Source organism: Methylomonas rhizoryzae (genome assembly GCF_008632455.1).
GTDB classification, from domain to species: Bacteria; Pseudomonadota; Gammaproteobacteria; order Methylococcales; family Methylomonadaceae; genus Methylomonas; species Methylomonas rhizoryzae.
In genome coordinates this window covers 504,117-530,656 of record NZ_CP043929.1, presented here as the reverse complement: position 1 = coordinate 530,656, position 26,540 = coordinate 504,117, and the positions used below count along the sequence as shown (strand labels likewise).

22 protein-coding genes, 4 tRNA genes and 1 other RNA gene are annotated in these 26,540 nt (G+C 53.6%); 10 read left to right on the top strand and 17 right to left on the bottom strand.

Annotated features, from left to right (window positions below; genetic code table 11):
• Positions 1 to 69: 69 nt before the first annotated feature.
• The 12 genes from nusG to F1E05_RS02385 all read right to left on the bottom strand — a co-directional run bounded on the left by nusG (position 70) and on the right by F1E05_RS02385 (position 10,433).
• Positions 70 to 603: a transcription termination/antitermination protein NusG gene (nusG, locus tag F1E05_RS02440; RefSeq protein WP_150046433.1), complete on the bottom strand. Its 534-nt coding sequence runs from the start codon at positions 601 to 603 to the stop codon at positions 70 to 72.
• Positions 604 to 606: 3 nt separating this feature from the next.
• Positions 607 to 984 carry a preprotein translocase subunit SecE gene (gene secE / locus F1E05_RS02435; protein WP_150046431.1) on the bottom strand — a complete coding sequence of 126 codons (378 nt, stop codon included), beginning with the start codon at positions 982 to 984 and terminating at the stop codon, positions 607 to 609.
• A gap of 25 nt (positions 985 to 1,009) precedes the next feature.
• Positions 1,010 to 1,085, bottom strand: a tRNA-Trp gene (locus F1E05_RS02430).
• Positions 1,086 to 1,105: 20 nt separating this feature from the next.
• Positions 1,106 to 2,296, bottom strand: coding sequence for an elongation factor Tu (gene tuf / locus F1E05_RS02425; RefSeq protein WP_150046429.1), 1,191 nt, complete (start codon positions 2,294 to 2,296; stop codon positions 1,106 to 1,108).
• A gap of 35 nt (positions 2,297 to 2,331) precedes the next feature.
• A tRNA-Thr gene (locus tag F1E05_RS02420) sits at positions 2,332 to 2,407 on the bottom strand.
• A 20-nt stretch (positions 2,408 to 2,427) separates the two neighbouring features.
• Positions 2,428 to 2,501, bottom strand: a tRNA-Gly gene (locus F1E05_RS02415).
• Between the two features lie 17 nt (positions 2,502 to 2,518).
• Positions 2,519 to 2,603, bottom strand: a tRNA-Tyr gene (locus F1E05_RS02410).
• 113 nt (positions 2,604 to 2,716) lie between these two features.
• The gene (locus F1E05_RS02405) at positions 2,717 to 3,253 is read right to left on the bottom strand and encodes a hypothetical protein (protein WP_150046428.1); all 537 of its coding nucleotides are present in this window, start codon (positions 3,251 to 3,253) and stop codon (positions 2,717 to 2,719) included.
• 143 nt (positions 3,254 to 3,396) lie between these two features.
• The gene (locus F1E05_RS02400) at positions 3,397 to 4,446 is read right to left on the bottom strand and encodes a glyceraldehyde 3-phosphate dehydrogenase NAD-binding domain-containing protein (RefSeq protein ID WP_150046426.1); all 1,050 of its coding nucleotides are present in this window, start codon (positions 4,444 to 4,446) and stop codon (positions 3,397 to 3,399) included.
• A 264-nt stretch (positions 4,447 to 4,710) separates the two neighbouring features.
• Positions 4,711 to 7,980, bottom strand: coding sequence for an efflux RND transporter permease subunit (locus tag F1E05_RS02395; RefSeq protein ID WP_150046424.1), 3,270 nt, complete (start codon positions 7,978 to 7,980; stop codon positions 4,711 to 4,713).
• Positions 7,977 to 9,074 (bottom strand): efflux RND transporter periplasmic adaptor subunit, encoded by a 1,098-nt coding sequence (locus tag F1E05_RS02390; RefSeq protein WP_150046422.1) that lies wholly within the window; start codon positions 9,072 to 9,074, stop codon positions 7,977 to 7,979. The genes F1E05_RS02395 and F1E05_RS02390 overlap by 4 nt, the downstream gene beginning before the upstream one ends.
• Before the next feature lie 18 nt (positions 9,075 to 9,092).
• The gene (locus tag F1E05_RS02385; RefSeq protein ID WP_150046420.1) at positions 9,093 to 10,433 is read right to left on the bottom strand and encodes a TolC family protein; all 1,341 of its coding nucleotides are present in this window, start codon (positions 10,431 to 10,433) and stop codon (positions 9,093 to 9,095) included.
• Between the two features lie 174 nt (positions 10,434 to 10,607).
• Here F1E05_RS02385 and F1E05_RS20160 point away from each other — a divergent pair, with 174 nt between their 5' ends.
• A complete protein-coding gene (locus F1E05_RS20160) occupies positions 10,608 to 10,751 on the top strand; it encodes a hypothetical protein (protein WP_190303227.1) in 144 nt (47 codons plus the stop codon).
• A gap of 63 nt (positions 10,752 to 10,814) precedes the next feature.
• Here the strand turns inward: F1E05_RS20160 and F1E05_RS02380 are convergent, their stop codons facing one another.
• The 3 genes from F1E05_RS02380 to F1E05_RS02370 form a co-directional block, all read right to left on the bottom strand.
• The gene (locus F1E05_RS02380) at positions 10,815 to 11,612 is read right to left on the bottom strand and encodes a VPLPA-CTERM sorting domain-containing protein (protein WP_150046418.1); all 798 of its coding nucleotides are present in this window, start codon (positions 11,610 to 11,612) and stop codon (positions 10,815 to 10,817) included.
• Positions 11,613 to 11,752: 140 nt separating this feature from the next.
• Complete coding sequence (locus F1E05_RS02375; protein ID WP_150046417.1) at positions 11,753 to 12,229, bottom strand: DNA polymerase III subunit chi; 477 nt, start codon at positions 12,227 to 12,229, stop codon at positions 11,753 to 11,755.
• Complete coding sequence (locus F1E05_RS02370; RefSeq protein WP_150046415.1) at positions 12,216 to 13,700, bottom strand: leucyl aminopeptidase; 1,485 nt, start codon at positions 13,698 to 13,700, stop codon at positions 12,216 to 12,218. Before F1E05_RS02370 ends, F1E05_RS02375 begins: the two co-directional genes overlap by 14 nt.
• Positions 13,701 to 13,928: 228 nt before the next feature.
• Between F1E05_RS02370 and lptF the strand changes: the two genes are divergently transcribed.
• Positions 13,929 to 15,077 carry an LPS export ABC transporter permease LptF gene (gene lptF, locus F1E05_RS02365; protein WP_232056753.1) on the top strand — a complete coding sequence of 383 codons (1,149 nt, stop codon included), beginning with the start codon at positions 13,929 to 13,931 and terminating at the stop codon, positions 15,075 to 15,077.
• Positions 15,078 to 15,192: 115 nt separating this feature from the next.
• The gene (locus F1E05_RS02360; RefSeq protein ID WP_232056752.1) at positions 15,193 to 16,566 is read left to right on the top strand and encodes a DNA recombination protein RmuC; all 1,374 of its coding nucleotides are present in this window, start codon (positions 15,193 to 15,195) and stop codon (positions 16,564 to 16,566) included.
• 136 nt (positions 16,567 to 16,702) lie between these two features.
• On the opposite strand, the gene F1E05_RS02355 is transcribed toward F1E05_RS02360, so the two are convergent.
• Positions 16,703 to 18,862, bottom strand: coding sequence for an Rne/Rng family ribonuclease (locus F1E05_RS02355; protein ID WP_150046413.1), 2,160 nt, complete (start codon positions 18,860 to 18,862; stop codon positions 16,703 to 16,705).
• A gap of 423 nt (positions 18,863 to 19,285) precedes the next feature.
• Between F1E05_RS02355 and rluC the strand changes: the two genes are divergently transcribed.
• The 7 genes from rluC (at position 19,286) to recR (ending at position 24,574) form a co-directional block, all read left to right on the top strand.
• Positions 19,286 to 20,245, top strand: coding sequence for a 23S rRNA pseudouridine(955/2504/2580) synthase RluC (gene rluC, locus F1E05_RS02350; RefSeq protein WP_150046411.1), 960 nt, complete (start codon positions 19,286 to 19,288; stop codon positions 20,243 to 20,245).
• Complete coding sequence (locus F1E05_RS02345) at positions 20,229 to 20,876, top strand: HAD family hydrolase (protein WP_150046409.1); 648 nt, start codon at positions 20,229 to 20,231, stop codon at positions 20,874 to 20,876. Before rluC ends, F1E05_RS02345 begins: the two co-directional genes overlap by 17 nt.
• Positions 20,873 to 21,844: a signal peptide peptidase SppA gene (sppA, locus tag F1E05_RS02340; protein WP_232056751.1), complete on the top strand. Its 972-nt coding sequence runs from the start codon at positions 20,873 to 20,875 to the stop codon at positions 21,842 to 21,844. The genes F1E05_RS02345 and sppA overlap by 4 nt, the downstream gene beginning before the upstream one ends.
• A 72-nt stretch (positions 21,845 to 21,916) precedes the next feature.
• An RNA gene (ffs, locus tag F1E05_RS02335) (signal recognition particle sRNA small type) lies at positions 21,917 to 22,013 on the top strand.
• A 33-nt stretch (positions 22,014 to 22,046) separates the two neighbouring features.
• Positions 22,047 to 23,639: a DNA polymerase III subunit gamma/tau gene (gene dnaX, locus F1E05_RS02330; RefSeq protein WP_150046407.1), complete on the top strand. Its 1,593-nt coding sequence runs from the start codon at positions 22,047 to 22,049 to the stop codon at positions 23,637 to 23,639.
• A 12-nt stretch (positions 23,640 to 23,651) separates the two neighbouring features.
• A complete protein-coding gene (locus F1E05_RS02325; protein WP_150046405.1) occupies positions 23,652 to 23,975 on the top strand; it encodes a YbaB/EbfC family nucleoid-associated protein in 324 nt (107 codons plus the stop codon).
• A 2-nt stretch (positions 23,976 to 23,977) separates the two neighbouring features.
• On the top strand, positions 23,978 to 24,574 hold the full coding sequence (gene recR / locus F1E05_RS02320; protein WP_150046404.1) for a recombination mediator RecR: 597 nt from the start codon (positions 23,978 to 23,980) through the stop codon (positions 24,572 to 24,574).
• A 55-nt stretch (positions 24,575 to 24,629) separates the two neighbouring features.
• Here the strand turns inward: recR and F1E05_RS02315 are convergent, their stop codons facing one another.
• A complete protein-coding gene (locus tag F1E05_RS02315; RefSeq protein WP_150046402.1) occupies positions 24,630 to 26,225 on the bottom strand; it encodes an FAD-binding oxidoreductase in 1,596 nt (531 codons plus the stop codon).
• Between the last annotated feature and the right edge of the window lie 315 nt (positions 26,226 to 26,540).

The following is a 26,540-nucleotide window of genomic DNA, read 5'->3' as shown; positions in this document are numbered from 1 at the left end:
TCAGCTCCCCATACAAACAAAAATCCTTGCCATGAGCATGGCAAGGATTCAGATATTTAGCCCTGCAAGTTAAATTTTTTCTACTTGAACAAAGTCCAGCTCTACCGGCGTTGAGCGACCAAAAATCAACACGGAAACTCTCAAACGGCTTTTGTCGTAGTTGACTTCCTCAATGCTACCATTGAAATCTTTAAATGGCCCGTCGATTATCCTAATAACTTCTCCGACTTCAAATAGCGTTTTAGGGCGCGGCTTATTAACCCCTTCCTCAACTCTATTAAGGATTGCCATCGCCTCTTTTTCCGAAATCGGCGAAGGCTTATCTGTAGCCCCTCCGATAAATCCCAATACTCTAGGCACGTTTTTAACTAAATGCCACGTTTCGTCGTTTAACTCCATTTGAACCAAGACGTAGCCGGGAAAAAATTTGCGCTCGCTTTTACGCTGCTGCCCCATTTTCATCTCTACGACTTCTTCCGTTGGGACCAGGATTTTCCCGAAATAATCTTGCAGCCCTTCCCGCTTAATGCGCTCCTCTAAGGACTGCTTAACTTTATTTTCAAAATTTGAGTACGCGTGTACCACATACCAGCGCAACGACATGGATTAAATCCCCTGATTCATTAGCAATTGGATTGCCCAGAGCAGAAACATATCGAGCAACCAAAGTATCAGCCCCACAATAAATACCATTGCAAAGACCAATATTGTCGTTCTAAATGTTTCTTCCCGCGTAGGCCACACCACGCGCCGCATTTCCTGCTTAGACTCACCGATAAATTGCCAAACAGCGCGCCCTTTTGCCGTGGTAAAACAAATACCCACCGCAAAAGCTACAATCAATACTAAGGCAAGTACACGATACAACAGCAGAAAATCAGAAAAGTGATAGAACGCAACAACCCCAGCTGCAATCAGCAAAGGGCAAATTATTAATTTTACGATATCACCTATAGAAGTGACCTGCTCTGCTTGTGCGTTCATTATTTATTATTTTTATATATCCGGATGGCAGGCCAGGAGGGACTCGAACCCCCAACTTGCGGTTTTGGAGACCGCTGCTCTACCAATTGAACTACTGACCTATTCCAGATAATTAAGAATGTTATTCGATTATAGAAGCCACAACGCCCGCGCCCACGGTACGACCACCTTCACGGATCGCGAAGCGCAAGCCTTCATCCATAGCGATAGGCACTATCAATTTCACTTCGACGGAAATGTTGTCACCCGGCATCACCATTTCTACGCCTTCAGGCAATTCTACCGCGCCCGTTACATCGGTGGTTCTGAAGTAAAACTGTGGCCGATAACCGTTAAAGAATGGGGTATGCCGACCACCCTCGTCTTTTGACAGGACGTAAATTTCCGCTTTAAAGTGCGAGTGTGGCTTGATAGAGTTGACGTGTGCCAACACTTGACCGCGCTCAACCTCATCACGCTTGGTTCCGCGCAACAACACGCCGACGTTATCGCCTGCTTGCCCCTGATCCAATAATTTGCGGAACATTTCCACACCGGTGCAGGTGGTTTTGATAGTTGCCTTGATACCGACGATTTCAACCTCTTCGCCGACTTTGATAATGCCGCGCTCGACACGGCCGGTAACGACTGTACCGCGGCCGGAAATCGAGAATACGTCTTCGATAGGCATCAGGAATTTGCCGTCAATTGCACGCTCAGGCTCCGGAATGTATGTATCCAGGGCTTCTACCAATTTGATCACGGATTGCACGCCGATTTCGCTTTGGTCGCCTTCCAACGCTTTCAACGCAGAACCCACGATAATCGGGGTGTCGTCGCCCGGGAATTCGTATTGATTTAACAATTCGCGGATTTCCATTTCGACCAATTCGATCAATTCGGCATCGTCTACCATATCCGCTTTGTTCAGGAATACGACAATGTAAGGCACGCCAACCTGGCGGGACAATAAGATATGTTCGCGTGTTTGCGGCATCGGACCGTCCGCTGCCGAACAAACCAGGATAGCACCGTCCATTTGCGCCGCGCCGGTAATCATGTTTTTGACGTAATCGGCGTGTCCCGGGCAGTCTACGTGCGCGTAGTGGCGCGTAGTGGATTCGTATTCGACGTGCGAAGTGGAAATCGTGATGCCGCGCGCGCGTTCTTCAGGTGCGTTGTCGATTTGATCGAAGGCTTTGACTTCACCGCCGTTGGCTTCCGCCATGACTTTTGTCAACGCCGCTGTCAGCGTGGTTTTTCCATGGTCTACGTGACCAATCGTGCCGACGTTTACGTGCGGTTTCTTTCTTTCAAACTTTTCTTTAGCCATTACCTAAACACCCTAAGAACGACAATTTATTTAACTGGAGCTCATAACCGGATTTGAACCGGTGACCTCTTCCTTACCAAGGAAGTGCTCTACCTACTGAGCTATATGAGCGTCATTACCGTAGCCAAAAGTGGAGCGGGTGATGGGAATCGAACCCACGTGATCAGCTTGGAAGGCTGGAGTTCTACCATTGAACTACACCCGCAGATCCAATTCAATTAATGGTGGAGGGGGGAGGATTCGAACCTCCGAAGGTAGAACCGGCAGATTTACAGTCTGATCCCTTTGGCCGCTCGGGAACCCCTCCGTCACATGATCTGAGCATTATCCACGAATATTTTTTATCCGTCAAACAATTTATTTCTTTTTCCGCCCAACTTATCGATTCACCGCATCTCCATATACAGCGCAATCAATGTTCTACTGTAAGTCGATGGCCAATGCCCAGCCTCTTCTACCTTGACATTCGCCTGTAGTCATTTCGACCTCGACGAATACATCCTTTTTGCCGTAAGCGTCTTGGGATTGAATCACTTTAACCGGAGTGCCTTGAGGCATATGTTTACAACCTCCCTCACGATCGTCTTCTTCGGTATCGTCATAGGCAGCCATAGAGCCCGGTACGGCGACTAATCGAACAGTAGAATCCGAGTCGTAAGCATTCGCACTTTTCAGCACATAATTTTGACCGATGACGATAGGCTTCGCTTGATGCACAGGCAGTTTTGGATCGGAACCGCCGGACATGAACAGCAACAATACAACAACGACAACCGCACCGACTCCACCGAAGAACACCTTCGGATTGTTTTCCTTCAGCTCGGTCAGCGTTTTCAGAATATTACCCGCCGCATTTTGTGCAGCAGCCATCGTTTCTTTAGGATTGGATTCGCTTGCTTGCGTATTTTCCTCGTTTGGATTCACGTTCTCGGGTTTGTTGTTATCGTCTGCACTCATGGAATGTATCCTCTCGTGTAATTATTATTATGGTAAGAGCGACAAAGTTACCATGCCTGATAAACATTTCAAGCATTGGATGCAATTCCCTGCGAATTTGGCAGCTCTCGGCAGAACGGCTCATAACATTTTCGTCAATGAAATCACCGGTTTTTCGCTTCAATTATCTGCAACACATCCAAGACCCGGCAGCAATACGCAAATTCGTTATCGTGCATCAAGGCCATGCCCAGTTGACGCTTGTTGCTAAGCGTCAAGTGCTCCATCAACACGATTGCCGAATAGGGCGCACCCAGATAATCGATACTGGCTTTCTGATGCCCCCAACTTCCGTACTCACAGCATACAATCCCGTTTAGCTCGCCGTTAGCATACGCCTCTAAACGCTCGCGAACCGCCTCTAAAGACGTTTCGGTCGAAAGGGTAGCGGTCAAATCAATCACCGACACCACCGCCGTCGGCACCCGGTAGGACAACGAATCCAACTTGCCGTCCAATTCCGGAATCACCAAACTGGTCGATTTGCCGACATTGGTCGGCGTCGGCACAATAGAAACCCCACAAGCCCGGCCTAATTGCGAATTGGGATGGTAGGCGTCCAACACCTTTTGATCGGACAAAACCGGATGTATCGTGATAATACGGGCATAATCCATACCGAAATGACTATGCAGGATATGGCAAATCGGCACCATCGCGTTACCGGTACAGGTACTGGCCGAAATCACGTCGTGCCTAGCCGGATCGTAAGCCTGATGATTGACCCCATAAACGACACTAATGTCGGCACCCGCCACATTCCAAGTGCAAAGGATTTTTTTGGCCACGTTTTGGACGATCAAGGCTCGAAAGTCGTTGATCGTGGCAGTACCGGTCGCATCGAACAACACGTCTAACTCGAACTCGCGCAATGCCCCAAAACTATCTTTTTCGGGCGGACTCCGGCGCCGATCAACCCGTAGATACCTTACCCGTATTCCATCCAACAACAAATCGTCGTCGTCAATATCTACTGTAAACGGCGGCCGACCGTAACTGCTGTCATGCGCGATCAAATAAGCGACGTGGTCTATCGGCATCACGTCGCAGACCACACGGATATCGAACCGACCGCCGCCGGCCTGACTAAAGTTGTTTCGTAAAACGCCGCCGCCTACCCGGCCTAAACCGACTATTCCGACTCGTAATCTCATAAGCCGACATCCTGCTTGACGGCCTCGATCGAACACTCGAAACGCTCAATGTCAAACAGTGCGGACAAGATAGGTAATTGGCATGCCATAGGAAGTGAGAAGTCCGGAAGGAGAGAAACATGTGATTTAGTTCGCGAAATCAGACTAGATCAACGGTTCGAGGAAGTCAATCTCGCAGCATTTCCCCGCAATTACAATCCCGTCGAACCGGCACTCGCCGCTAAATATACAATCAAATCAATAAAGGACATAGTGCAAAACCACTCACTGCTCAACTATCGCCGCTTTCGGCAACTCCCGGTTAATCAAAAAATACACTACCGGTATCACCACCAGCGAGAATAAGGTCGAGGCGATAATGCCGAAGATGAAGCTCCAGGCCAGACCGGAAAAGATCGGGTCCAGCACGATCATCACCGAGCCAAGTACCGCCGAGGCGGCGGTCAGGAAGATCGGGCTCAAGCGAGTGGCGCCGGCTTCGACGATGGCGTCGGCCAGCGAAATCTCCGGGTTGCTGCGATAGATGTTCTCGATGAAGTCGATCAGGATGATCGAATTGCGCACCACGATGCCTGCCAACGCGATCATGCCGATCATCGCGGTGGCGGTAAAATACACCGGATCGGCGTATGGGCCCACATCCGACGCAAACAGGTTGATAAACCAAAAGCCGGGCATGATGCCGATCACGGTCAGCGGGATGGCGATCATCATGATCAGCGGCACGCTCAGCGAGCCGGTCTGGCCGACCAGCAGGATGTAGATCATCACCATCGCCGCCGCGAAGGCAAGCCCTAAGTCGCGGAATACGTCCACGGTGATTTTCCACTCCCCTTCCCCGGCCATTTCGGCCCGGTAGCCGGGCGGCAGCGGCTTTTCCTCCAGCTTGTCGCCCAAGTCCCAGACCGCTTCGACCGGGCTGCGGCCGGCCATTTCCGCCAGCACGTAGGACAACGGCTGTAGATTTTTATGGTAAATGGTTTGGTCGGCAATGTCGTGCGTGAATTCGCCCAGTTCGCTCAAGCGCACCAGTTCGCCATTGGCGGATTTGACCGCCAGTGCCAGCAAGTCGGCCTCCGAAGCGCGCGCCGCACGCGGAATGCGCAATTCAATCAACAAGGGTTGGCGTTCGCTGCCGATATGCAGGGTGCCTGCCGCGCCGCCTTGTACCGCCAATTGCAGACTGTCGGCGACTTGCCGGCTACTAATGCCCAATAAGGCCGCCTTGTCCTGATCCAGTTTAAACTGCAGTTTTTGCTGCGGCGCTTGCACGTAATCGTCCACATCCACAACGCCTTCGACGGATTCCAGATCCGCGCGGACCCGTTTGGAGGCTTGCAGAATGTCGGCATAAGTGGCTTCCGGCGGGCCGTAAATTTCGGCGACCACACTGGACAGTACCGGCGGTCCGGGCGGCATCTCGACGATTTTGATGTTGGCGCCGTATTGCTTTTCGATTTTGTCGATCTCCGGACGCATACGCAAAGCGATGGCATGCGATTGTTGCTCGCGCTTGGTCTTATCCACCAACACGATCCGCAAGTCGCCGGCGTAAGCGCCTTGGCGCAGATAGTAATGCCGTACCATGCCGTTGAAATCCATAGGCGAGGCCAAACCAACGTAAACTTGGTAACTGCTGACTTCGTTGACGGTCGCCAGATAGCGGCCCAACGCCGCTGCAACCTGGTCGGTAGCTTCCAACGTGGAGCCGCGCGGCATGTCGATAACCAGCTGTAATTCGTTTTTGTTGTCGAAAGGCAGTAATTTCAACGGCACGACCCGGGTGACCGCCATCAGCGTAGACAGCACGAATGCGGCAAACACTGCCCCCAAAAACCACAAGGCCTTGTTTTTATCGGCCAGCAGCGGTGCCAGGATGGCCCTATAGGTCCTGTAACCCAGGGTTTTCTTCAAGTCGAAGGCCGGCCCGTGATCTTTACCGTAATCGCCTTTCAATAAGCGGTAACTGGCCCATGGCGTTACAGTGAAAGCAATCAGCAGCGACATCAGCATCGCAATCGGTACGTTAAACGCCATAGGCGCCATGTAAGGTCCCATCATGCCGGTGATAAAAAACATCGGCACAAAGGACATGATCACGGCGAACGTCGCCAGAATGGTGGGCGGACGAATTTCGTCCACGGCGGTCAGCAAGGCTTGCAGCGGCGGCTGTTTGCGCAGCTTGTAATGGCGGTGGATGTTTTCCACGTCGACAATCGGGTCGTCGACCAATAAACCCAGCGACAAAATCAAGGCGAACAGCGTCACCCGGTTGATGGTGTATCCGAAGATCAAATCCAGCAGCAAGGTAATCGCAAAGGTCATAGGCACCGCCAACGATACGATCATCGACTCCTTAAACCCCAACGACAATGCCAGCAACACAATAATGGTCAAGATGGCGATGGACAAATGCATCACCAACTCGTTGACTTTATGATCGGCGGTTTCGCCATAGTCGCGGGTGACGGTAATCAGCACGTCGTCCGGAATCAGGGTACCGTGCAGTTGCTCGGTCAATTCCAATACCTGTTCGGCGACACCGACCGCGTTGCTGCCGCGCCGCTTGGCAATCGCAATAGTCGCCGTTTGCCTTTCCTCGCCGACCGCCGGCAATTCGCCGCCGGCGTATCCAACCATTTTCATGTCGGCGACCCCGGGACCGAAACCGATGCGGGTGTAATAATCGGTATCCGCCGGACCGTCGATAATTTCAGCCACATCGCGCAAATACAACAAACGGCCGTCGACGTTTTTCAATACCGTCGCGCCGACTTGTTCCGGAGTTTGATAATGGGGGCCGGCTTCCAACACGATTTCCCGGTTATCCCGGTCCAAGCTACCGATTTGCAGGTTGGCATTGCTCAAGGCCAAGGCTTGCTTGACTTCCAGTAGGCTGACCCGGCCGGCTTGCAGCTTGGCAGGATCCGGATACACCGAGATACGGCGCGGCGCGGCGCCTATCACCCAGCTTTTACCGACGTCGTCTATCGCCCGCAGCCGTTCTATCAGTTCCTCGGCAATGCGGCGAATGGCCATAATATCTTCGCCGGCTTTGGGCATGGACAGATTCAACAATACGATCGGCACATCGTCGATTTCCACCGGCTTGACCACCCAACGGGTGACGCCGGGGGGAATGACGTCCAGATTGGCGTCCAATTTATCGCGGGTCTTGATCAAACTGTCTTCTATGCTCTGCCCGACCTGATAGCGCACGGTCACGACCGATTGTCCCGGGCCGGAGGCCGAGTAAACGTACTCGACTCCTTGAATCTGTTTGAGCAACACCTCCAACGGCGTTGTCACCCGCTTTTCCACTTCCTCGGCGCCGGCGCCGGGATATTCGACGAATACGTCCATCACCGGCACGATGATTTGCGGATCTTCCTCGCGCGGCGTCAGCATCAGCGCCCCGGCGCCGGCTAACAACGAAATCAGCAAAAACAGCAGCGACAGGTGTGAAGTCGTGAAAAGCCGGACGATGGCGACCGTCAAGCTGTCTTTTTTTAAGCTAGCCTGATCTTGGTTCATGGCGCCGGCTCACTGTCGATCAGAATGGTTTCGCCGTCGTGCAAACCGGATAATACCTCCAGTTGTTCACCGTATTGCTTGCCGGTACGAATGTGCCGCGTATGCAGACTTTGCCCCTCGACCACGCGCACGGCCTGCAATTGACCATAGTGCAATACGGCGGATTGCGGGATCAACAAAGCCTGCCGTTCGGCTTGACAGCCCAACCGCAACCAGCCGAACTGGCCGTGCTGCAAACCCGGGTCGACCGGCAGATTGGCCTTGATCAACCGGGTGTGGGTTTGCGGATCGATTTCCGACGCAATTTCGTCGACCGTGCCGGACATCTCGCGCGCCAATGCATCGATGCGTACCGTTACCGGCAGTCCGAGCCGGATTTGGCCGAAACAATGGCTGGCTATCGCGGCTTCGAAGCGCAAGTCTTCGGGTTTGTGCAGGAACACTACAGGCTCACCCGGCAAAGCCAGGTCGCCGGGCTCTTTCAGGCGCTCGCCGACCACCCCGGCGAACGGCGCATACAGTACGTTTTCCCCCAGCATGACCTTAGCTTGCTGCGCCGCGCCAGCCGCTTGCGCCGCCAGCGCGCGCGCGGCCTTGGCCTGAGCCAGGGCCGCGTCGTAATTTTGCCGGGTTGCCGCTTGCTTTTGGTAGAGATCGATCATGCGCTTTTCGTCGGCCCCTGCCTGGCCGGCTTGCGCTTGGGCTGCGGTCAATGCGGCGGCGGCGGCCTGATAAGCCGCTCTGAGGTCGCGGTCGTCCAAGCGGGCGATGACGTCGCCTTTTTTTACCCTGTCGCCGGCGTGCACCAATACCTCGCTAATCCTGGCGTTCAACTTAGCCGAGATCTTGGCCACGCTACGCGAGCGCACGCTGCCCTGCCACGCCAATGCGTCGGGTGCCGCTTGCGCATGTACGCTCAAGGTACGCGCCGCAGGCGGTAACGGCATGACGCTTGGGTGGGTTCTCCCCGGCCCGACTTTATCCGGCCCGCCGATAAAACCCAACGCGAACAGGATGACTAACAACAAGCAGGCAACGGCCGCCGCCGGCGCCCACCACTTGCGTTCCAGCGAGAAACTATTGTGTTCAGACATGGCGCTATCCTAGGTTGACTAATTCCAAAAGCCTATGGCTTGCTTGAGTTCCGCGTCGGCGCGCAACGCATCGTAGCGAGCCGAGATGTCGCGGGTTTTAGCCTTGTCGCGGGCGACCTCGGCCTCGATGTAGCGGGTGACGGTAACGACCCCGGCGTCGCGCTGTTCTTTGACCAGACGCAAGGCTTCTTCGGCCGCAGCGACGGCTGACGAAGTCACTTGCTCGCGGTTCAACGCTTCCAGCAACCGCAGACGCGCGGTATTGACTTGATTCTCCACTTGCAAGCGAGCTTGCCGTGCCGCTTCCCTGGCAACAGTCAGTTCACGCTCCGCTTTGCGGACATTTTCTTGGGTCGCGAAACCGGAAAATACGTCTACCTCCACCATCACCCCGGCACTGACGTTGTCGCGATTGCTACTGAAGGCTAAATTCTTGCTGTTGGAGCCGTAGCTGACATAGGCGTCGGCGCGCGGCAAGTGCGCGGCCTCCGCTGCATTTAACTGCTGTTCGGCGATTTCCACCCGTTTTTCAGCAGCTTGCAACGCCGGATGTTGTGCGATGGCTTGCTCCAGCAAGGTTTGGTAGCTTTCCGGCGTTTGCGGCTGGGTTGGCGTATCGTCGCTGTTGACGGCGAATTCGCTGTCCACAGGCATGCCGAGCAAGGTTTTCAGCATGGCTTTGGCTATGTCGACGGCGTTTGCGGCCTGTAGTTGCGCGTCCTTGGCTTCGGCGTCCTGAACTTCCAACGATAATACGTCCGACTTTAGTAAAGTGCCTGCCTCGTAACGGATGCGGCTTTGCTGCAATTCACTGTCCACCGCGTCGATAGCGCGCAAGCTGGCTTGATGAGCCTCTTGGGCCGCAAGATGCGCGTAAAAAGCCGCAGTCACGTTCGCGATCAAATGCTGGCGGGTAGCCGTGGTTTCCAGTTCCGAGGTTTCGACGCCCAGTTCGGCGGCTTTGCTCAAGTAGTAATCCCGGCCGCCGCGAAACAGCGAATAAGTGGCGGTCACTTGCGGGCGGTAATCGTCCACTCCGCCGGGATGATTGAAGTCCATGCCGTTAAAATCCAAACGGCGTTGGGCGATGATCATCGCAAACGCTTGGGCCGGATTGTCGCTGTGCTGGTAAGCCAAGCTGGCTTTGATGTGCGGATAATAGTTGGCCAACGCCATGCCGAGTTGCGCGTCGGCCTGCGCGATGCGCGCTTGCATGATGGACACTTCGGGATTGTTTTCCAACGCGTAATCGATGGCTTGCTGAAGCGTAAAGCTGGCGGGACCGGACTCGGCCGTCGCTACGGCAGCCAGAAGCATAACGGAGACGGTGACGGTTAGCTGCAAAATACCCAGTCGCATAAGCGCACCCAATGTTAGTATTTAAGAGTTATCTAATATTATAACGCGATGCACCGGCTTTCCCAACTTTTGCGCCCATGATTTTTACCGATCAGCACTGTAAACATAGCCACGCTTTAGACATCGTTACAGCTAATCCCTTATTTTGCCGAACGCTGTTTACCTGTCGGGGTTGTGAAATTCCGCCAACTCGTCTGCCAGCTACTGGGATTTTTGCCGCAACTCGGGCAACTCGGCGACGGTTTGGCCGATGTGCGCCCTGAAATCGCCGCCCTGCATGCCGGGCAGGGGTTTCGAGCCGTTCCGGCCGGGAATTGAAACGAGAAACGCCTGCCTAGCGTTCGGCCCGGCCCCGCCGACCGAACCAAACCCGCCGGGACACTAAACCGCGCCGGATTTGCGCCCAACCGCAGTCAACAGCCCCAGCAAACCGGAACCGAACATCCAAGCCGCAGCCGGCAGCGGCACTTGCGACACAGGACTAAAACTGTATACCGAGGCTTGCGCGGCTAAATTGCCCGTCACGCCGTGCACGCCGTCGCTGAACAGCGTGATCGTGAACGTTCCACTCCGGGAAAACTCACTACCGCTGCCTGCGGTATCATTGCCGCCGCCGGTATTTTTGCCGACATTACCGTTACCGTCAGTGTATTCGGCGGCCAACGCCACTTGGGCACTGGAATAACTACTGAAATCCGCAGCGTCGTGACTGCCGGTTATGGACCAATCGATAGAAATCAAAGCCAACCCGAATCCCGTGACTTGAAAGGAACCGAAATTGTAAGCCGTCGCCGCTGCGTAATTCGAATCTAACAGCGATGCAAAGCCGACTTGGCTGGCCGCATAGGCGTTCAAATCGTCGCCATCGCGTAGCGTGCTGCTTTGGGCGTTGATCGTCGTGGTCGCGGTGCTTAAACTGCTGATGAAATCCGCAGCGCTTTGCGCATCGTTTTGATAATCGCCGTTGCTGCCGGAATACGCATAGGAATCGATCTGGCCGTATTGGGTGGACCACGTCAGTAGCGGGACGTTGCTACCGTCGGATAAGTCGAAATAAGTCACGTTGATGCCGTTCCAATCGATGTGCGCCTGCGCCGAAGTTGCCGCGTATACAGGTTGAACGCTTAATGCCAGCAGCGACATCGCACCGATGGAAAGCTTATGGACAAAAAAATTCATGGGTAATCTCCGATTGAAATAGTTGAAGGAATTTCGTGGTTTGCAAGCACGTCAGCAATACTAACGCGACGGCAATAAATTGGCATCATTCGCGGCTTGTTCGCGCCCGGCCCATACCCCTCAACGGCGCACACTCCGCGTTAATTTTGCGCCGGCCGCCGCGACTCCACCCAGCCGTGGCCATTGTGTACATGCGTGGTAATGGCGATACCGCTTTCTTGATAATGCCTGAAGCGGTTGCGGCCGGCCTGTTTGGAAGCGGCGCCGGCATCCAAAATTTCGATGATGTGCCGCGTGGCACGGGACAGCGGCGCAAGCGCGCCGGACAAATTGACGATCACCCCCTCCCAGCCTTCGGGAACCGGGTCGCCGCCGATTAACACGGTGTTGCGAAACGCGGGCACTTGCCCTTGAAACACTTGGTGCGGCACAAAACTGCCAGCACGAAACGTCCATAAAGCCTTGTCGATTTCGGCGGCTTGCGCGCCATCGTCGGCGAGCACATAGCAAAATTGTCCGTCCCGATAGAGTTTTTCGATTAAACGGCAGGCAAATACCTGCCGCTCCGCCGCCGATTCGGATGCCAGGACGTAAAAAACGACGTCAGGCCGCGGCACGGTCGATCAGATATTGACTCAACAAAGGTACCGGACGGCCGGTCGCGCCTTTACCCGCCCCGGTGCGCCACGCAGTACCGGCAATGTCGATGTGCGCCCAGCGGAATTTATCGGCGAACTTCGACAAGAACACCGCAGCGGTGATGCTGCCACCGTCCGGTCCGCCGATATTGGCCAGATCGGCGAAGTTGGATTTCAATTGTTCTTGATATTCTTCCCAAATCGGCATGCGCCACAGCAAATCGCACGAAGATTCGCCGGCTTTGATCAAGTCAGCCGCCAGGCTTTCATCGTTGCTGAACAGACCGCTAGGTACCCTGCCGAGCGCGACGATGCACGCCCCGGTCAGAGTGGCCATGTCGATGACGACCTCAGGATCGTATTTTTTTGCGAAGGTCAGGGTATCGCACAAAATCAAGCGGCCTTCGGCGTCGGTATTCAAGATCTCTATGGTCCGGCCGGCCATACTGGTGACGATGTCGCCCGGCTTGTTGGCGTTGCCGTCCGGCAGGTTTTCCGACGACGGAATCAAGCCGACGACATTCAACGGCAAGTTCATCAGCGTCACGGCGCGCAAAATGCCCAATACGCTGGCACCGCCGCACATATCGTATTTCATCTCGTCCATGCCCTGGCCGGGCTTCAAGGAAATGCCTCCGGCGTCGAAGGTCAGGCCTTTACCGACCAACACAACAGGTTTGGCGTCTTCCGCCCCGCCCCGATATTGCAAGCAAATCAACTTTGCCGGTTGCCGGCTGCCGCGGGAAACCGATAGAAATGCCCCCATGCCCAAGGCTTCCATATCGTTTTCTTCCAGAATTTCGCAGGTGAGTTTTTCGTGTTGCCCGGCCAATGCCAAGGCTTGCTCGGCAAGATAGGTCGGCGTACAAATATTGCCCGGCAAATCGCCCAATTCTTTGGTCAATGCCACGCCTTGCGCAATGGCAATCCCTTGTTGCAACCCCGTTTGAGCCAACGCCAAATTAGCGTCGCCGGCGACGATCCGCACGGCCTGCAAGGCGATTTTCTCTTCGATCTGTTTGGTCGCGGTGTATTGGTAGGCGCTGTCGTTCAGCAGTTCGACGATTTGCCGGGTCAACCACTGTGCATCGGCTTTATCCAATTCGATATCCAGCAACGCGCAATCGACCGTCTTGATTTTGGCATCTTTAACGGTTTTCGCCGCTGCCGTAACGGCTTTGCGAAACTGCTTGCGGGTAAGTTTGCTTTTTTCGCCGAAGCCGACCAATATTGCCCGTTCGATTGAAGTATCCGGCAGATTGTTTATCAACAAGGTTTCGCCGACTTTACCCTTGATGTCACCGCGGGCAAGGAGCTTGCCGATCAGACCGCCGGACAAGCCGTCCAGCACCGTCGCGCTCGGGCTGAGCTGCTGGTTTTCGTAGAGTCCGACGAGTAGGCAGGCGCTTTGCAATTTGTCTAGGGATAAGCTTTCTATAGAATAGTCCATGGCAGTGTCTGTATGTGTCTCAAGGAAGGGCTTCCCGCAGCAGGAATCGGACAAATTATATACCTATCGGGCCGCAAATACCGGCCTGTGCCTGTGCCGGCGCGGTAGTGTACTGCCAACGGCCGCATAGACATCTTACGCCCGGGCCGATGGAACATACAGGCCGGGAAAACGGAACGCGCTCGGCCTGTTACCACTGAATTTAACCTAAGAAAATCCGGAAAAATTATGTCGGAAGGAAAATTGATGACTTACGGCCGCGGCATCCCCGGCAACGGACCGCCGTTTCGGCTAATGACGGTGCTGGATAAAATGATCGTCAAGGATTTATTCAAAACTGTTTTAGCCGTATTAACCGTTCTAGTCGTCATCATCGTCAGCCGTAAGTTCATTAAAGTGTTGGCGCAAGCAATTGAGGGCAACATTTCCAACGAAACCGTGTTGGCGCTACTCGGTTTCAAAACCATCATCGCGATTACTGCGTTCTTGCCCGCCGCCACCTTCATCGCCGTGCTGATGGTGCTCGGCCGCATGTATCGCGAGCAGGAAATGGCCGCTATCGCATCCGCCGGCGGCGGACTGTTCACCCTGTATAAAGCGGTGTTATGGCTGGTCTTGCCGCTGAGCCTGTGCGCCGCCGGCTTGTCCATGCTGGCTTCGCCCTGGGCGGAAGCGCAAAGCGAGAAAATGACCTATTTAGATAAACAAAGCGCCGACATCCGCGGCATATCCGCCGGACGCTTTAGCGAATACAGCGACGGCGAAATAATTTTCTATACCGAGAACGTCGACGAATCCGGCACGATGAGCCGGGTATTCGTGCAAAACAAACAACAGGACAAATTAGGCGTAGTCAACGCCGAATCCGGCAAGTTGGAATATTTACCCGGCGGTTTGTATTTGATTTTGCAAAACGGCCAACGCATACAAGGCCAACCCGGTCAAAAAGACTATACGCTGGAGAGCTTCGCCGAATACGCCGTGTTGGTAGAACGAAAGACCATCAGTTTCATGCCGCACCTGGAAGCCCTGCCTACCCGAGAAATTTGGCATTCGGATAAATTGACCGAAATCGTGTTGCTGCAAGACCGCCTGAATGCACCGTTGGGCGTATTGCTGCTGGCGGTATTGGCCGTGCCTTTGGCGCGCTCGTCACCACGTGGCGGGGTATACGGTAGCGTACTGATTGCGTTCGGCATTTATTTCGCCTACGCCAACCTGCAAAAGGTCAACCACAGTTGGGTACTTAGCGGCATCGTGCCGGTCTGGCTGGGTTATTTTTGGGTGGAAGCCTTGTTACTCGGCGTGGCTTTATGGATGTTGTCGCGCTATTACGGTTGGCGTTGGATCACACAACGCATCATCCGTCACGGCTGAGCCGCTACCCAAACATGGTCGGCTCGGACAGCCTCCAGCTCACGCAAGCCTCCCCATAAACCTGCTTTCCAACCCTAATGCTACCGGCTTGCAGCCTACTAAGAGGAAAGATAGCTTGATTGAAATTTGGATAGTACCGGCAGCGGCGATTGTGTCCGGCTTACTCGGTTATGCGCTGGCGGTTTGGCTAGGCGGGAGTCGCCGCACCGCGCTGTCGGCGCAAATCGACGACATGAATCGGCAATTGCAGCAACAAAGCGTGAAACTGGCTGTGGCAGAAGAGAGGCTGAGCTTGCTAAGTCAACGCGAATCCGAGTTGCAAGCCTTGCAACAACAGTTATTGGTCCTGAAAACCGAAAACGCTGAACTGAATACCCGCCAGCAAGAACAACACAAGCATAACGAAGAGAAAATCCGCTTGCTGCAGGATGCGGAAAATCAACTGAAAACCCAGTTCGAAAATCTGGCGCACCGGATTTTCGAGGAACGCGGCAAGCAATTCGTCGAGCATAACAAGACCAGTATCGAAACGCTGGTGGCACCGCTGAAGCAGCAGCTCGGCGAGTTCAAGCAACGGGTGGAAAGCGTTTACGACAACGAAACCAAGGACCGCATCAGCCTGCGCGAGGAAATCGTTTCGTTGCGCCGCGACACCCAGAAAATGAACCAGGAAGCGCTGAATCTGACCCGCGCGTTAAAAGGCGACCACAAGGCCCAGGGTAATTGGGGCGAGATGATTCTGGAAAAGGTACTGGAACAATCCGGCCTGCGCAAGGGCATCGAATACGAAACCCAGGGCGCGTTCCGCGACCAGGACAATCGGCTGTTCAAACCCGACGTGATCGTCCGCCTGCCGGACAACAAGGACGTGGTGATCGATTCGAAGGTGTCATTGAACGCCTACGAGCGCTACTGTTCCAGCGAAGACGATGCCGAACGCACCGAAGCCCTGAAGCAACACGTCGAAGCGGTGCGCGCCCACATCAAAGGCCTTAGCGGCAAGGATTACTCCAGCCTGAAAGGCCTGCGCTCTCTGGATTTCGTGCTGCTGTTCATGCCGATCGAAGCCGCTTTCATGGCCGCTTTTCAAGGCGACGAGAAACTGTTCAACGACGCCTTCGAGCACAAAATCGTCGTCGTCACCCCGACCACGTTATTGGCAACCCTGCGCACGATCCAAAACATTTGGCGCTACGAACAACAAAACGAAAACGCCCGGCTGATCGCCGACAAGGCCGGCGCGCTGTACGACAAAATCCGCGGCTTTGTCGAAGACATCGAAAAACTCGGCAACCAACTTAGCACCGTGCAAAAAACCTACGACGGTATCGTTAATAAACTCAGCAGCGGCCAGGGCAATTTGTTACGGCAAGCTAGCAATTTGGAAGAGCTGGGCGTGAAGGTAAAAAAGAAACTGCCTAAGAGCTTGACGGCACAACCGGAGGCAGGAGAGGCGACGACCGGAGACCGAACACCGCCGGTTCGATAAACTCAAGCCTTATTCGTGAATATCGAGGTATTGCACCTCGGTTTACAAACCGGCTCTATTCTGCCGGTTTGACTAGCCAGCCAGCCGGCACCGCGTATCACGCGCGGCACCGGCGATATTGCCAGCGGCCAACCCTTTATTCGTCTACGACGACTTTAGGGCGCTGCTCTTCATAGTCAGATTGACGCGGTTCGCGCGGCTCGAAATCGGCCGGCCGAGAGCGTTCGGCAAAGTCGTTACGGTAATTGTCGGCAAACGGGGCGTTAACGTTACCAGCATCCGCAGCAGCCCCCCGCCCTGCTTGCTCCGAGTCGGCAACGCCGGACTCCGTGCGTCTTTCTGCACCGTTACGGACATTGCGCCTGCGGTTTCTGCCCCTTCTGGGCGGGCGCTCGCCTACCTGCGGCTTGGCGGCTAGCGGAGCAACGCTATTTTCCGGCCTCTCGGTATTTCCGTCGGCATTGACGGAGCTTTGTGCGCTGACATTTTCATCGGCCGGCTGGTTTCCCGCCCGCTTTCCTCCGCGTCTGCCGTTGCGGCCATTCGGCCTATCCCTGCGCCCCATCCTAGACTTAGCTTTCAATTCTCCGCCCGGCCTTACGTTGTCTTGGGCCGCTTGCTCCACCTTTTTTTGCCCGATTAAACGCTGCCAAAAACGCTGGATCAAACTGGCGGACGTCTTTTTGTTTTGTACCGGCGCCGGCGCATCGGGCAAAAACTCTTTGACCGCCGCCTTCTCCGCTCTAGGTACCACTTGCTTGGCAAACTCGGGCACCGCGATTTCGTCTTCTTTGATCTGCATGTGACTGGGTTTTTCTTCCAACCCCTCCAAAGACTTAATCCGCTCGATTTCGTAAGCCGGCGTTTCCAAATGTTTGCTCGGCAACACCACAATGCTCACCTTAAGACGGGCCTCCAGTTCCTGAATGGCTGCGCGCTTTTCGTTGAGCAGGAAGGTGGCGCAATCGATAGGCAGATGGGCAATCACGCGTTCGGTACCCTTTTTCATCGCCTCTTCTTCAATCAACCGCAATACGGCCAAGGTGACCGATTCGACATTGCGGATCGTACCCTGCCCCTTGCAACGCGGACAGGTCAATTGCGTCGAATCGCCCAACGACGGCCGCAAACGTTGCCGGGACATTTCCATCAGGCCGAAGCGGGAAATACGGCCGGTTTGAATACGGGCGCGGTCGATTTTCAGGGCATCGCGCAAGCGATTTTCCACTTCGCGCTGATTTTTATTCGACATCATGTCGATGAAGTCGATGACGAACAAACCACCCAAGTCACGCAAGCGCAGTTGACGGGCAATTTCATCGGCCGCTTCCAGATTGGTGTTCAGCGCGGTCTCTTCGATATCGCTACCCTTGGTCGCCCGCGCCGAGTTGATGTCTATCGAGGTCAAGGCTTCGGTATGGTCGATCACGATGGAGCCGCCGGACGGTAACGAAACCTCGCGCTTGTAAGCCATTTCGATTTGGGTTTCGATTTGGTAGCGGTTGAACAGGGGCACGCTATCCTGATAAAGCTTGGCTTTATGTAGATTGTGCGGCATCACCTGCTTCAAGAAATTGTGCACCAGCTTGAATGCGCCTTCCTGATCGATCAAAATCTCGTCGACATCGCCGCGTAAATGATCGCGCAAAGCCCGGATAATGACGTTGCTTTCCTGAAAAATCAGAAACGGCGCGGCTTGCTCGTGGCTGGAACGCTCGATCGCTTCCCAAAGCTGCAATAGGTAATTCAAGTCCCACTGCAATTCTTCGGCATTTTTATCGCTACCGGCGGTGCGTATGATCAATCCCATATTGTCGGGAATTTCCAAGTCCGCCATGGTTTCGCGCAACTCGCTACGGTTTTCCCCCTCGATGCGACGCGAAATGCCGCCAGCCTTGGGGTTATTCGGCATCAATACCAAATAGGTGCCGGCCAAGCTGATGTAGGTCGTTAGCGCGGCGCCTTTGTTGCCGCGCTCTTCCTTTTCGATTTGAATGACGATTTCCTGACCTTCGCGCACGCCGGCCTTGGACGTCGGCTTACCGTCGTCGCTATCCTGATTGCGATATTCCGGCGCAATCTCTTTAAACGGCAAAAAACCGTGTTTTTCCGCGCCGTAATTGACGAATGCGGCTTCTAAACTCGGCTCCACCCGAGTGATGATACCTTTATAGATGTTGGATTTTTTTTGTTCTTTTGAAGGGACTTCGATGTCAAAATCGTAAAGTTTTTGACCATCTACCAAAGCCACCCTCAGCTCTTCAGGCTGTGTGGCGTTGATAAGCATTCTTTTCATTCAGTAATCCTTGTTGTTATTTATCCTACCGAAGAGTTTGAAACAGTACGACTTACCGCGACATTGAGGCGGCTATCCCACCTTGGGTGTATTAATTGAGCAGCCAGGCTGACTGTAAACGGCAATTAGGTGCGTTATGTTTGGAGCAGCAGAATCGGTCTTGCCGAGGATGGCGCTTGCAAAGTGGGTGGATCTGTTTTGCTGGGCTCTTAGTATTGGACGTAGTCGCTCCTCATGGGTTGAGCGATAAAACCCGAATAAATTCTTTTTTGATGTTATTTGGCGAGGGCTGCTATGCGCCGGTGGCCATTGAATAATCATTGTCCGGTTTATCACACAGATAAACTAGCCTAATATAGCAATGTTTACTTAGTGCAGCAATTTTAAACAGCGGCTTTGCCCGTATTGATAGCGTAATCGTGCATGAATACCACCTCAACCCCCAATCCTCCGCAGGTTCAATGGCTTACTATCGGCGAAGCCAATGCCGAACAACGCTTGGATAATTTTTTAATCAGCCTGTTGAAAGGCGTGCCTAAAACCCGCATTTATCGCATGGTCCGCAAAGGCGAAGTCAGGGTCAACAAGGCCAGAGCCGACGTCAGCTATAAACTGGCCGAAGGCGACGTCGTTCGAGTCCCGCCGGTCAGAACGGCGGATCACCCGGACGCCGTCATCGTCCAACCCGGCTTGAAATTCAGCTTGGAAAACCACATTTTGTACGAAGACGACGGCTTTTTGGTACTGAACAAACCGGCCGGTTTTGCCGTGCATGGCGGTAGCGGCATTCAATCCGGAGTCATCGAGGGGTTACGGCAAATTCGACCGGCTCAAAAATTTCTGGAACTGGTTCACCGCTTGGACAAAGATACCTCCGGCTGTCTGCTTATCGCCAAAAAACGTTCGGTCTTAAAGCAACTGCACGAAATGTTTCGCGGCGACGGCATACAGAAAACCTATTTGGCATTGCTGGCAGGACAATTTACTCGCAAAAAGCAATGGGTGGATGCGCCGCTACTCAAAAATGTCGGGCGCGGCGGCGAACGTTTCGTGATCGTTAGTCAAGCCGGAAAACCTTCGGAAACCTTGTTTACCCGCTTGCAGCCATATAAAACGGCGACGCTCGTCCGTGCGGAACCTAAAACAGGCCGGACCCATCAAATCCGTGTTCATGCAGCCTGGCTGGGCTTCCCCATCGTCGGCGACGAACGTTACGGCGCAGTCGAAACAAACAAGACGTTTAGCCAAAAGGGCTACAAACGCCTGTTTTTGCACGCAGAACAATTAGCGTTCACCCATCCGGGCAACGGAACCAAACTGCAATTTAACGCGCCTTTACCGGACGATTTACAACAACTGTTAAACAATGAAGAACCGCTTTGACTTAATCATTTTCGATTGGGACGGTACACTGGTCGATTCCGTCGATTGGATAGTCCATTGCATCCAAACCGCCGCAGCCGATAACGATTGCCCGGTACCGAACAGCCAAGCCGTCAAAGATATCATCGGCTTGAGCATCGAAAATGCGATGAACCTATTGTTTCCCGATCTGGACCAGGAAACGAGATTCCGGCTTGCCTCGCACTACGGCCAACAGTTTTTTTCCAAACCGGCAGGCCCTGCAGACTTGTTCCCCGGCGTCCCCGAGATGCTGGAGCACTATAGGTCGGCCGGCGTCCGGCTAGCTGTTGCCACGGGCAAAAAGTCCGCCGGCTTGAACCGCGCTTTACAAGCCACTGGCGTGACGGATTATTTCTGCACGACGCGTTGCGCCGATCAAACCGCCTCTAAACCGAATCCGCTGATGATCGACGAAATCGTGACCGAGTTAGGCATAAATAAACAACGGACTGTCATGGTCGGCGATTCCGTGCATGATATGCAAATGGCCTTGAATGCCGGGGTGACCGCGATTGCCGTGACCTGCGGCGCCCATACGGCCCGGACACTGCAACAATACCAACCGCTGCATTGCCTAGCTTACCCGACCGATCTTACCGCATTGCTATGAGAGAACCACCTATGGAGCATTCGCAACAACCCGACAATCAGCCAAACTGGGAAAAATCCGTCCTGGAAAAATTAGCGATGGCAGCGATCGAAGAACAGCGCCGGGCTCGCCGCTGGGGGATTTTTTTTAAATTCGCAACCTTAGCGTATGCCAGCCTATTATTGGCATTAATGGCTTACCCCAAATTCGAAACCGAAATAACCACAAACCAAAAGCACACTGCGGTCATCGATGTCCTGGGCATCATCGCCGACGGAGAAGCCGCTTCCGCAGACAGCATTATCGAAGGCATCCGCGATGCCGTTAAGGATAAAAACACCAAAGGCGTCATCCTTAACATCAATTCTCCAGGAGGCAGTGCGGTTCAGTCGGCCTATGTTTACGAGGAAATTCGTCGCCAGAAAAAACAACATCCGGAATTGCCGATTTACGCGGTAGTCGGCGATATGTGTGCGTCGGGCGGCTATTACATCGCCGCCGCCGCGGACAAGATTTTTGTCAGCCCTGCCAGCATCATAGGTTCGATCGGCGTGGTGATGAACGGCTTCGGATTCACCCACATCCTCGACAAACTCGGCGTGGAACGACGCCTTCTGACCGCCGGCGAACACAAGGCTTTCATGGATCCTTTTTCTCCGGTCAATCAGATAGAAGCGCAACATATGCAAACCATGCTGAATCAAGTTCACGGACAATTTATCGACGCCGTTAAAATCGCGCGCGGCGAACGCTTGAAAGACACTCCGGAACTATTTTCGGGACTGGTTTGGTCCGGCGAAGAAGGCGTCAAAATCGGTTTGGCGGACGCCTTCGGCAGTATCGACAGCGTGGCCAGAGAAGCGCTAGAAGCGGAAGAGGTCGTCAATTTCACGCCACGCGAACAATTATTCGACCGTTTGGCCGGTAAATTCGGCGCATCCTTCGCGCATACACTGTCTACCGCTGTCAATTCAATCAGTTTACGTTAAAACTTGCATCGGTAGTTCGTTTTCTGCATAATGCGCGTTCTTCGGCGACAGCCGATGCCATTATGGTTACCGTGTCGGTCCTCTCGCAACGATACGCTGTAAACCCCGCCAGGCCCGGAAGGGAGCAACGGTAGCAGCAGATTCGTGTGCCGGGATGCGGCTGGCATGGTAGCCGCCCTAATTGCCCGCCCCGGTCGCTATGATGGCTTATCAGGTTCTTGCCAGAAAATGGCGCCCTCGCACTTTCACTCAATTAGTCGGTCAAGAACACGTCAGCCAAACGCTGTCGCATGCGCTCAAACACGACCGCCTGCATCATGCCTATTTATTTACCGGCACCCGCGGGGTAGGCAAAACCACAGTGGCCCGCATCCTCGCCAAGGCTATCAATTGCGAAAATCTGCAAGACTGCAATCCCTGCGGTGCCTGCGAAATTTGCCTAGCCTTCGAACAAGGCCGCTTTATGGACTTAATCGAAGTCGATGCCGCCTCCCGCACCAAAGTGGAAGACACCCGCGACTTGCTGGACAACGTTCAATACGCCCCCAATCAAGGACGTTATAAAGTTTATTTGATCGACGAAGTTCACATGCTGTCGGGACACAGTTTCAACGCCTTATTGAAAACCCTGGAAGAACCCCCGCCACACGTTAAATTTTTACTGGCCACCACCGATCCGCAAAAAATTCCCGTCACCGTATTGTCCCGCTGTTTGCAATTCAACCTGAAACGGCTCTTGCCCGAACAAATCGATGCGCAAATGCGGCGGATACTGAACGAAGAAAATATCGTTTTCGAGCCGGCCGCTACAAAGCTCCTCGCTCGCGCCGCGGACGGCAGCATGCGGGACGGACTGAGCCTACTGGACCAAGCAATAGTCTACGGCAGCGGCGGCCAAGTGAATACGGCAGAAGTAGCCGCCATGCTCGGCAGCGTCGCCCAAGAACCGGTAACAGACATGCTACAAGCCCTCGCCGCACGCGACGGCAAGACACTTTTGGCAACCATTTCTCACGCCGCCGAATTGAGCCCGGACTTCTCGGCCATGCTGGAGGAGATGCTACGCATTCTCCATCGCGTGGCAATACTGCAACAAATTCCGGATTTCATCGCTCCGGAATTCGACCCGGAGATGCTTGCCAATTTGGCCGCCACCCTGAGCGGCGAAGACGTACAACTTTATTACCAAATCGGCCTGATTGGCCGGCGCGACCTCACTCTGGCCCCTGATCCCAGAACCGGCTTCGAAATGATCATGCTGCGCATGTTAAGCTTTAGCCCGCTCGACGCGCCCCAACCTTCGACAAACACGCCCAGGCAACGCCCATCCGAACCGAGCCGGCCACCAAAGATTACCGCAGCGACCCCGCTTGAACATCCAACTAACGCGGTGCGCGAAACCCACCCGGCGGCAGGAAACCCGGAAAATTGGAGCGACATCGTTTCAGCCCTTAAAATAACCGGCTTGGCGCGCGAGCTGGCGCATAATTGCGCGCTCGACGGCATTGAAGACAATGTCTGCCGCTTGCTTATCGATCCCGGCTTCCAACGCGTAAGCACCCAGGCGGAAGACAAATTGCGTAGCGCATTGCAAAATTATTACGGCAAGCCTATTAAATTGCAGATAATTTCTCAAAACATCCCACAACAAACACCCGCGTTAGAAATGCAAAAAGCTCGGGAAGACAGACAGCAAGCCGCCGTTGACGCCATCGACAACGACCTAAACATACAAGCTTTATCCGAACAATTCGGTGCCCACGTCATTTCGGGCTCGATAGAACCGCTCGACTAAAAGGTAGACATCATGAAAAACGCATTCGCTGGCATTATGCAGCAAGCCCAAAAAATGCAAGAAAACTTCAAAAAAGCTCAAGACGAGCTTGAAAACATGGAAGTTATTGGCGAATCCGGCGGCGGCTTAGTCAGTATATTAATGACTGGCAAGCGCGAAGTTCGCAAAGTCAGCATAGACCCTTCTTTGGTTGGCGACGACAAGGATATGCTGGAAGACTTGGTAGCTGCCGCCATTAACGACGCAGTCCACAAGGTCGGAAAAATGAAAAAGGAAAAAATGGCGGAAATTACAGCCGGAGTACCGTTGCCTCCCGGTTTTCAGATGCCATTTTAAGCATGCGCGACCGCGGCTTGCTGAAAGAATTAATCCAAAATCTTTGCTGCCTGCCGGGCATAGGCCCCAAGTCCGCACAGCGCATGGCGTTTCATCTGTTGCAACGCAACCGCGAAGGCGGCATGCAATTAGGAAAATTGCTGGTCCGAACCATGGAGGAAATCGGCTATTGCAAAGATTGCCGCACCTTCACGGAAGCGGAGCAGTGCGAAATTTGCGCGGACCCGAATCGGGCAAACGACGTAATTTGCATCGTCGAGCACGCCGCAGACGTTTGGCTATTAAATCAAGCAACCGGATTTAACGGCAAATATTTCGTGCTACACGGCCGCCTCTCCCCGTTAGACGGTATCGGTCCGGACGAACTAGGCATTGCACAACTGGAGCATCGCTTCGAACAAAACAATATCAGCGAAGTGATTTTGGCCACCAACACCACTATTGAAGGTCAGGCCACCGCCCACTTCGTGGCTGAATTAGCAGCGAAACATCACATCCGCGCCACCCGCATCGCCCACGGCGTACCCATGGGTGGAGAGCTGGAATTCATAGACAGCGGCACCTTAGCCCATGCGTTTAAGGGGCGGCACGAATTCTGAGATCGCTCCCCGTTAATTGCTATTAAATCCCCTCCCGCCGGCTTGTCTGAAAATTTTACAACCCATAGCGACCAGGCGCGATTATGTTATCGGGATCGATCGCATTTTTCAGTTTACGCAGCAGCTTAGGCTGTACACTCTCGTCCGCCAAAAGCCCCATCGACTGTATCCCTAAGCGATAGGGCACAAACCCTAGTTTGCGCCCCGCATCCAATAACTCCTCATAGCAAGCGTGAGCACGACCAATTTCCGCTTGATTGCGTTTGTCGAACAAAATAGGCACCGTACTGTCCCAACACCTATCCGAAACGCTAGTTAGCGTGATAAGCGGCTCTATCTTGTGCGCCCTGCAAATTCGGCTGGCCATTTCCACAAATTCGCGCGTCACATCCGGCCGCATGGGAATCAGCGGCGAATACCAGATCAACCCGCATCCATCACGGTCCGGATCCATCGGATCACCCTCTTTCGGCTTTTCGCCCGATTTCCAATAGGCCAACGGCAAAGCTATTTCACTCGGTTCACCCGCGAATAAATCCATGGTCTTTTTGAGTGTCGCAACCGTGTTCATGATATGCGCATCGCGAACGACCGGTATTGCTCCCAATAAATGTGCCAAGAACGATACCTTTCCGGGCGTTAAAAACACTAAGCGCGACGCCACTGGAGACAAAATCTTTTTGATTTCCTTTTTAACTGCCGCCACGACACGCTTATTGCCGTATATAGCCCCAACCCCGGTCCAATCCATCACCTGATTGCGCCGCATCATTTTTTGCAATACCGCGTCGGGTATCAATCCGTCTTCTCCAATCGCATCCCATGGATAAGCTTCGGACATCGAAAGCACCCGGTGCTTATTCATCAAATTGATAGAGCCCGTTACCGTTCCCACTTCCCGTAACACTTTGCGGACTTTTTCGACCGCCAGCTCTAACTTGTCATCTCTTTTTACACTAAAAAAGAACGCCTCCATGCGCTCGGGAATCGGCGCCAACGCGATGGTCATCTTGGTGACGATACCAAAATTACCCTGGGAAAAAATTCCGTCGACATAAGGCCCAACACCCCACTTGAACAGATTATTGACATCCCCACCTCCGAATCCATCGAGCATCGAAGTATAAAGCGTGCCATCCGGCAGCACCGCCTCCAAACTCATCACCGCGGCAAAATGGTCGGCATAAGGCGTGATTCCATACCCACGCTCCAGAGCATTCCCGATCAAACTACAATCCGGACCGGCCCCGGTTACGGGGATTAAGAACGAGCAGCCTTTCTTTTGAAGATAAGCATTCAATTTGCGCTGGGTGACTCCAGGCTCCAACGTGACGATACCCGTCTGAGCATCAAACGCTAACACCTTGTCCATTTTCGACAGATCAACGACGACACACCCATCGATGACCGGCGATTTCGAACCGTATCCCCAATTGTTTCCGGTACTGATTGGATAAAGTGGAACTTTATGTTTCCCGGCAATTTCCACTATCGAAATGACTTCGGTAACATCTTTGGGAGTCAACCGAAGCGGCACGCGCTTTGTAGAGCCAAGCGTGGACACGTAAGACCTTTCCACAAACTCAATTGAGGCGACGCCAAGCCCCTGCTTCCACTCAAAAACAGCCTTCTCAAGGATACCGTAATCCACATTCCCCTCCTATTTGTTTAAGAATTCACCTAACTTCTCAATAACACCCTATTCACCAAACAGCGCCGCGGCTAAGTCTTACAAACAGACAATGCTAACGTGGCGCAACGAAATCACTTTCCAATCATTCAAAAATTGAAAAAGCGCATGGGATTGATCTCTAGATCTCGCTAAAGACTGGAACAAGAAGCTCATCCAACAGAATTGAGGACTAATCAAGATTAATGTACAGCTTAAATTTGACCGTCATAAATCAACATGCAAACCGGTTTCGCCCAAACCCACATGATTGTTCTTCAGAAAAGTCCAGGGAAA

Excerpts from the sequence above, each read along its gene's own strand:
- F1E05_RS02385 (WP_150046420.1), bottom strand. The coding sequence starts at position 10,433 with ATGCGACTGGGTATTTTGCAGCTAACCGTCACCGTCTCCGTTATGCTT.
- dnaX (WP_150046407.1), top strand. The coding sequence starts at position 22,047 with ATGGCTTATCAGGTTCTTGCCAGAAAATGGCGCCCTCGCACTTTCACT.
- F1E05_RS02395 (WP_150046424.1), bottom strand. The coding sequence starts at position 7,980 with ATGAACCAAGATCAGGCTAGCTTAAAAAAAGACAGCTTGACGGTCGCC.
- rluC (WP_150046411.1), top strand. The coding sequence starts at position 19,286 with ATGAATACCACCTCAACCCCCAATCCTCCGCAGGTTCAATGGCTTACT.
- F1E05_RS02390 (WP_150046422.1), bottom strand. The coding sequence starts at position 9,074 with ATGTCTGAACACAATAGTTTCTCGCTGGAACGCAAGTGGTGGGCGCCG.
- F1E05_RS02405 (WP_150046428.1), bottom strand. The coding sequence starts at position 3,253 with ATGAGTGCAGACGATAACAACAAACCCGAGAACGTGAATCCAAACGAG.
- F1E05_RS02325 (WP_150046405.1), top strand. The coding sequence starts at position 23,652 with ATGAAAAACGCATTCGCTGGCATTATGCAGCAAGCCCAAAAAATGCAA.
- F1E05_RS02370 (WP_150046415.1), bottom strand. The coding sequence starts at position 13,700 with ATGGACTATTCTATAGAAAGCTTATCCCTAGACAAATTGCAAAGCGCC.
- F1E05_RS02380 (WP_150046418.1), bottom strand. The coding sequence starts at position 11,612 with ATGAATTTTTTTGTCCATAAGCTTTCCATCGGTGCGATGTCGCTGCTG.
- secE (WP_150046431.1), bottom strand. The coding sequence starts at position 984 with ATGAACGCACAAGCAGAGCAGGTCACTTCTATAGGTGATATCGTAAAA.
- lptF (WP_232056753.1), top strand. The coding sequence starts at position 13,929 with ATGTCGGAAGGAAAATTGATGACTTACGGCCGCGGCATCCCCGGCAAC.
- F1E05_RS02355 (WP_150046413.1), bottom strand. The coding sequence starts at position 18,862 with ATGAAAAGAATGCTTATCAACGCCACACAGCCTGAAGAGCTGAGGGTG.
- F1E05_RS02345 (WP_150046409.1), top strand. The coding sequence starts at position 20,229 with ATGAAGAACCGCTTTGACTTAATCATTTTCGATTGGGACGGTACACTG.
- tuf (WP_150046429.1), bottom strand. The coding sequence starts at position 2,296 with ATGGCTAAAGAAAAGTTTGAAAGAAAGAAACCGCACGTAAACGTCGGC.
- recR (WP_150046404.1), top strand. The coding sequence starts at position 23,978 with ATGCGCGACCGCGGCTTGCTGAAAGAATTAATCCAAAATCTTTGCTGC.
- F1E05_RS02400 (WP_150046426.1), bottom strand. The coding sequence starts at position 4,446 with ATGAGATTACGAGTCGGAATAGTCGGTTTAGGCCGGGTAGGCGGCGGC.
- sppA (WP_232056751.1), top strand. The coding sequence starts at position 20,873 with ATGAGAGAACCACCTATGGAGCATTCGCAACAACCCGACAATCAGCCA.
- nusG (WP_150046433.1), bottom strand. The coding sequence starts at position 603 with ATGTCGTTGCGCTGGTATGTGGTACACGCGTACTCAAATTTTGAAAAT.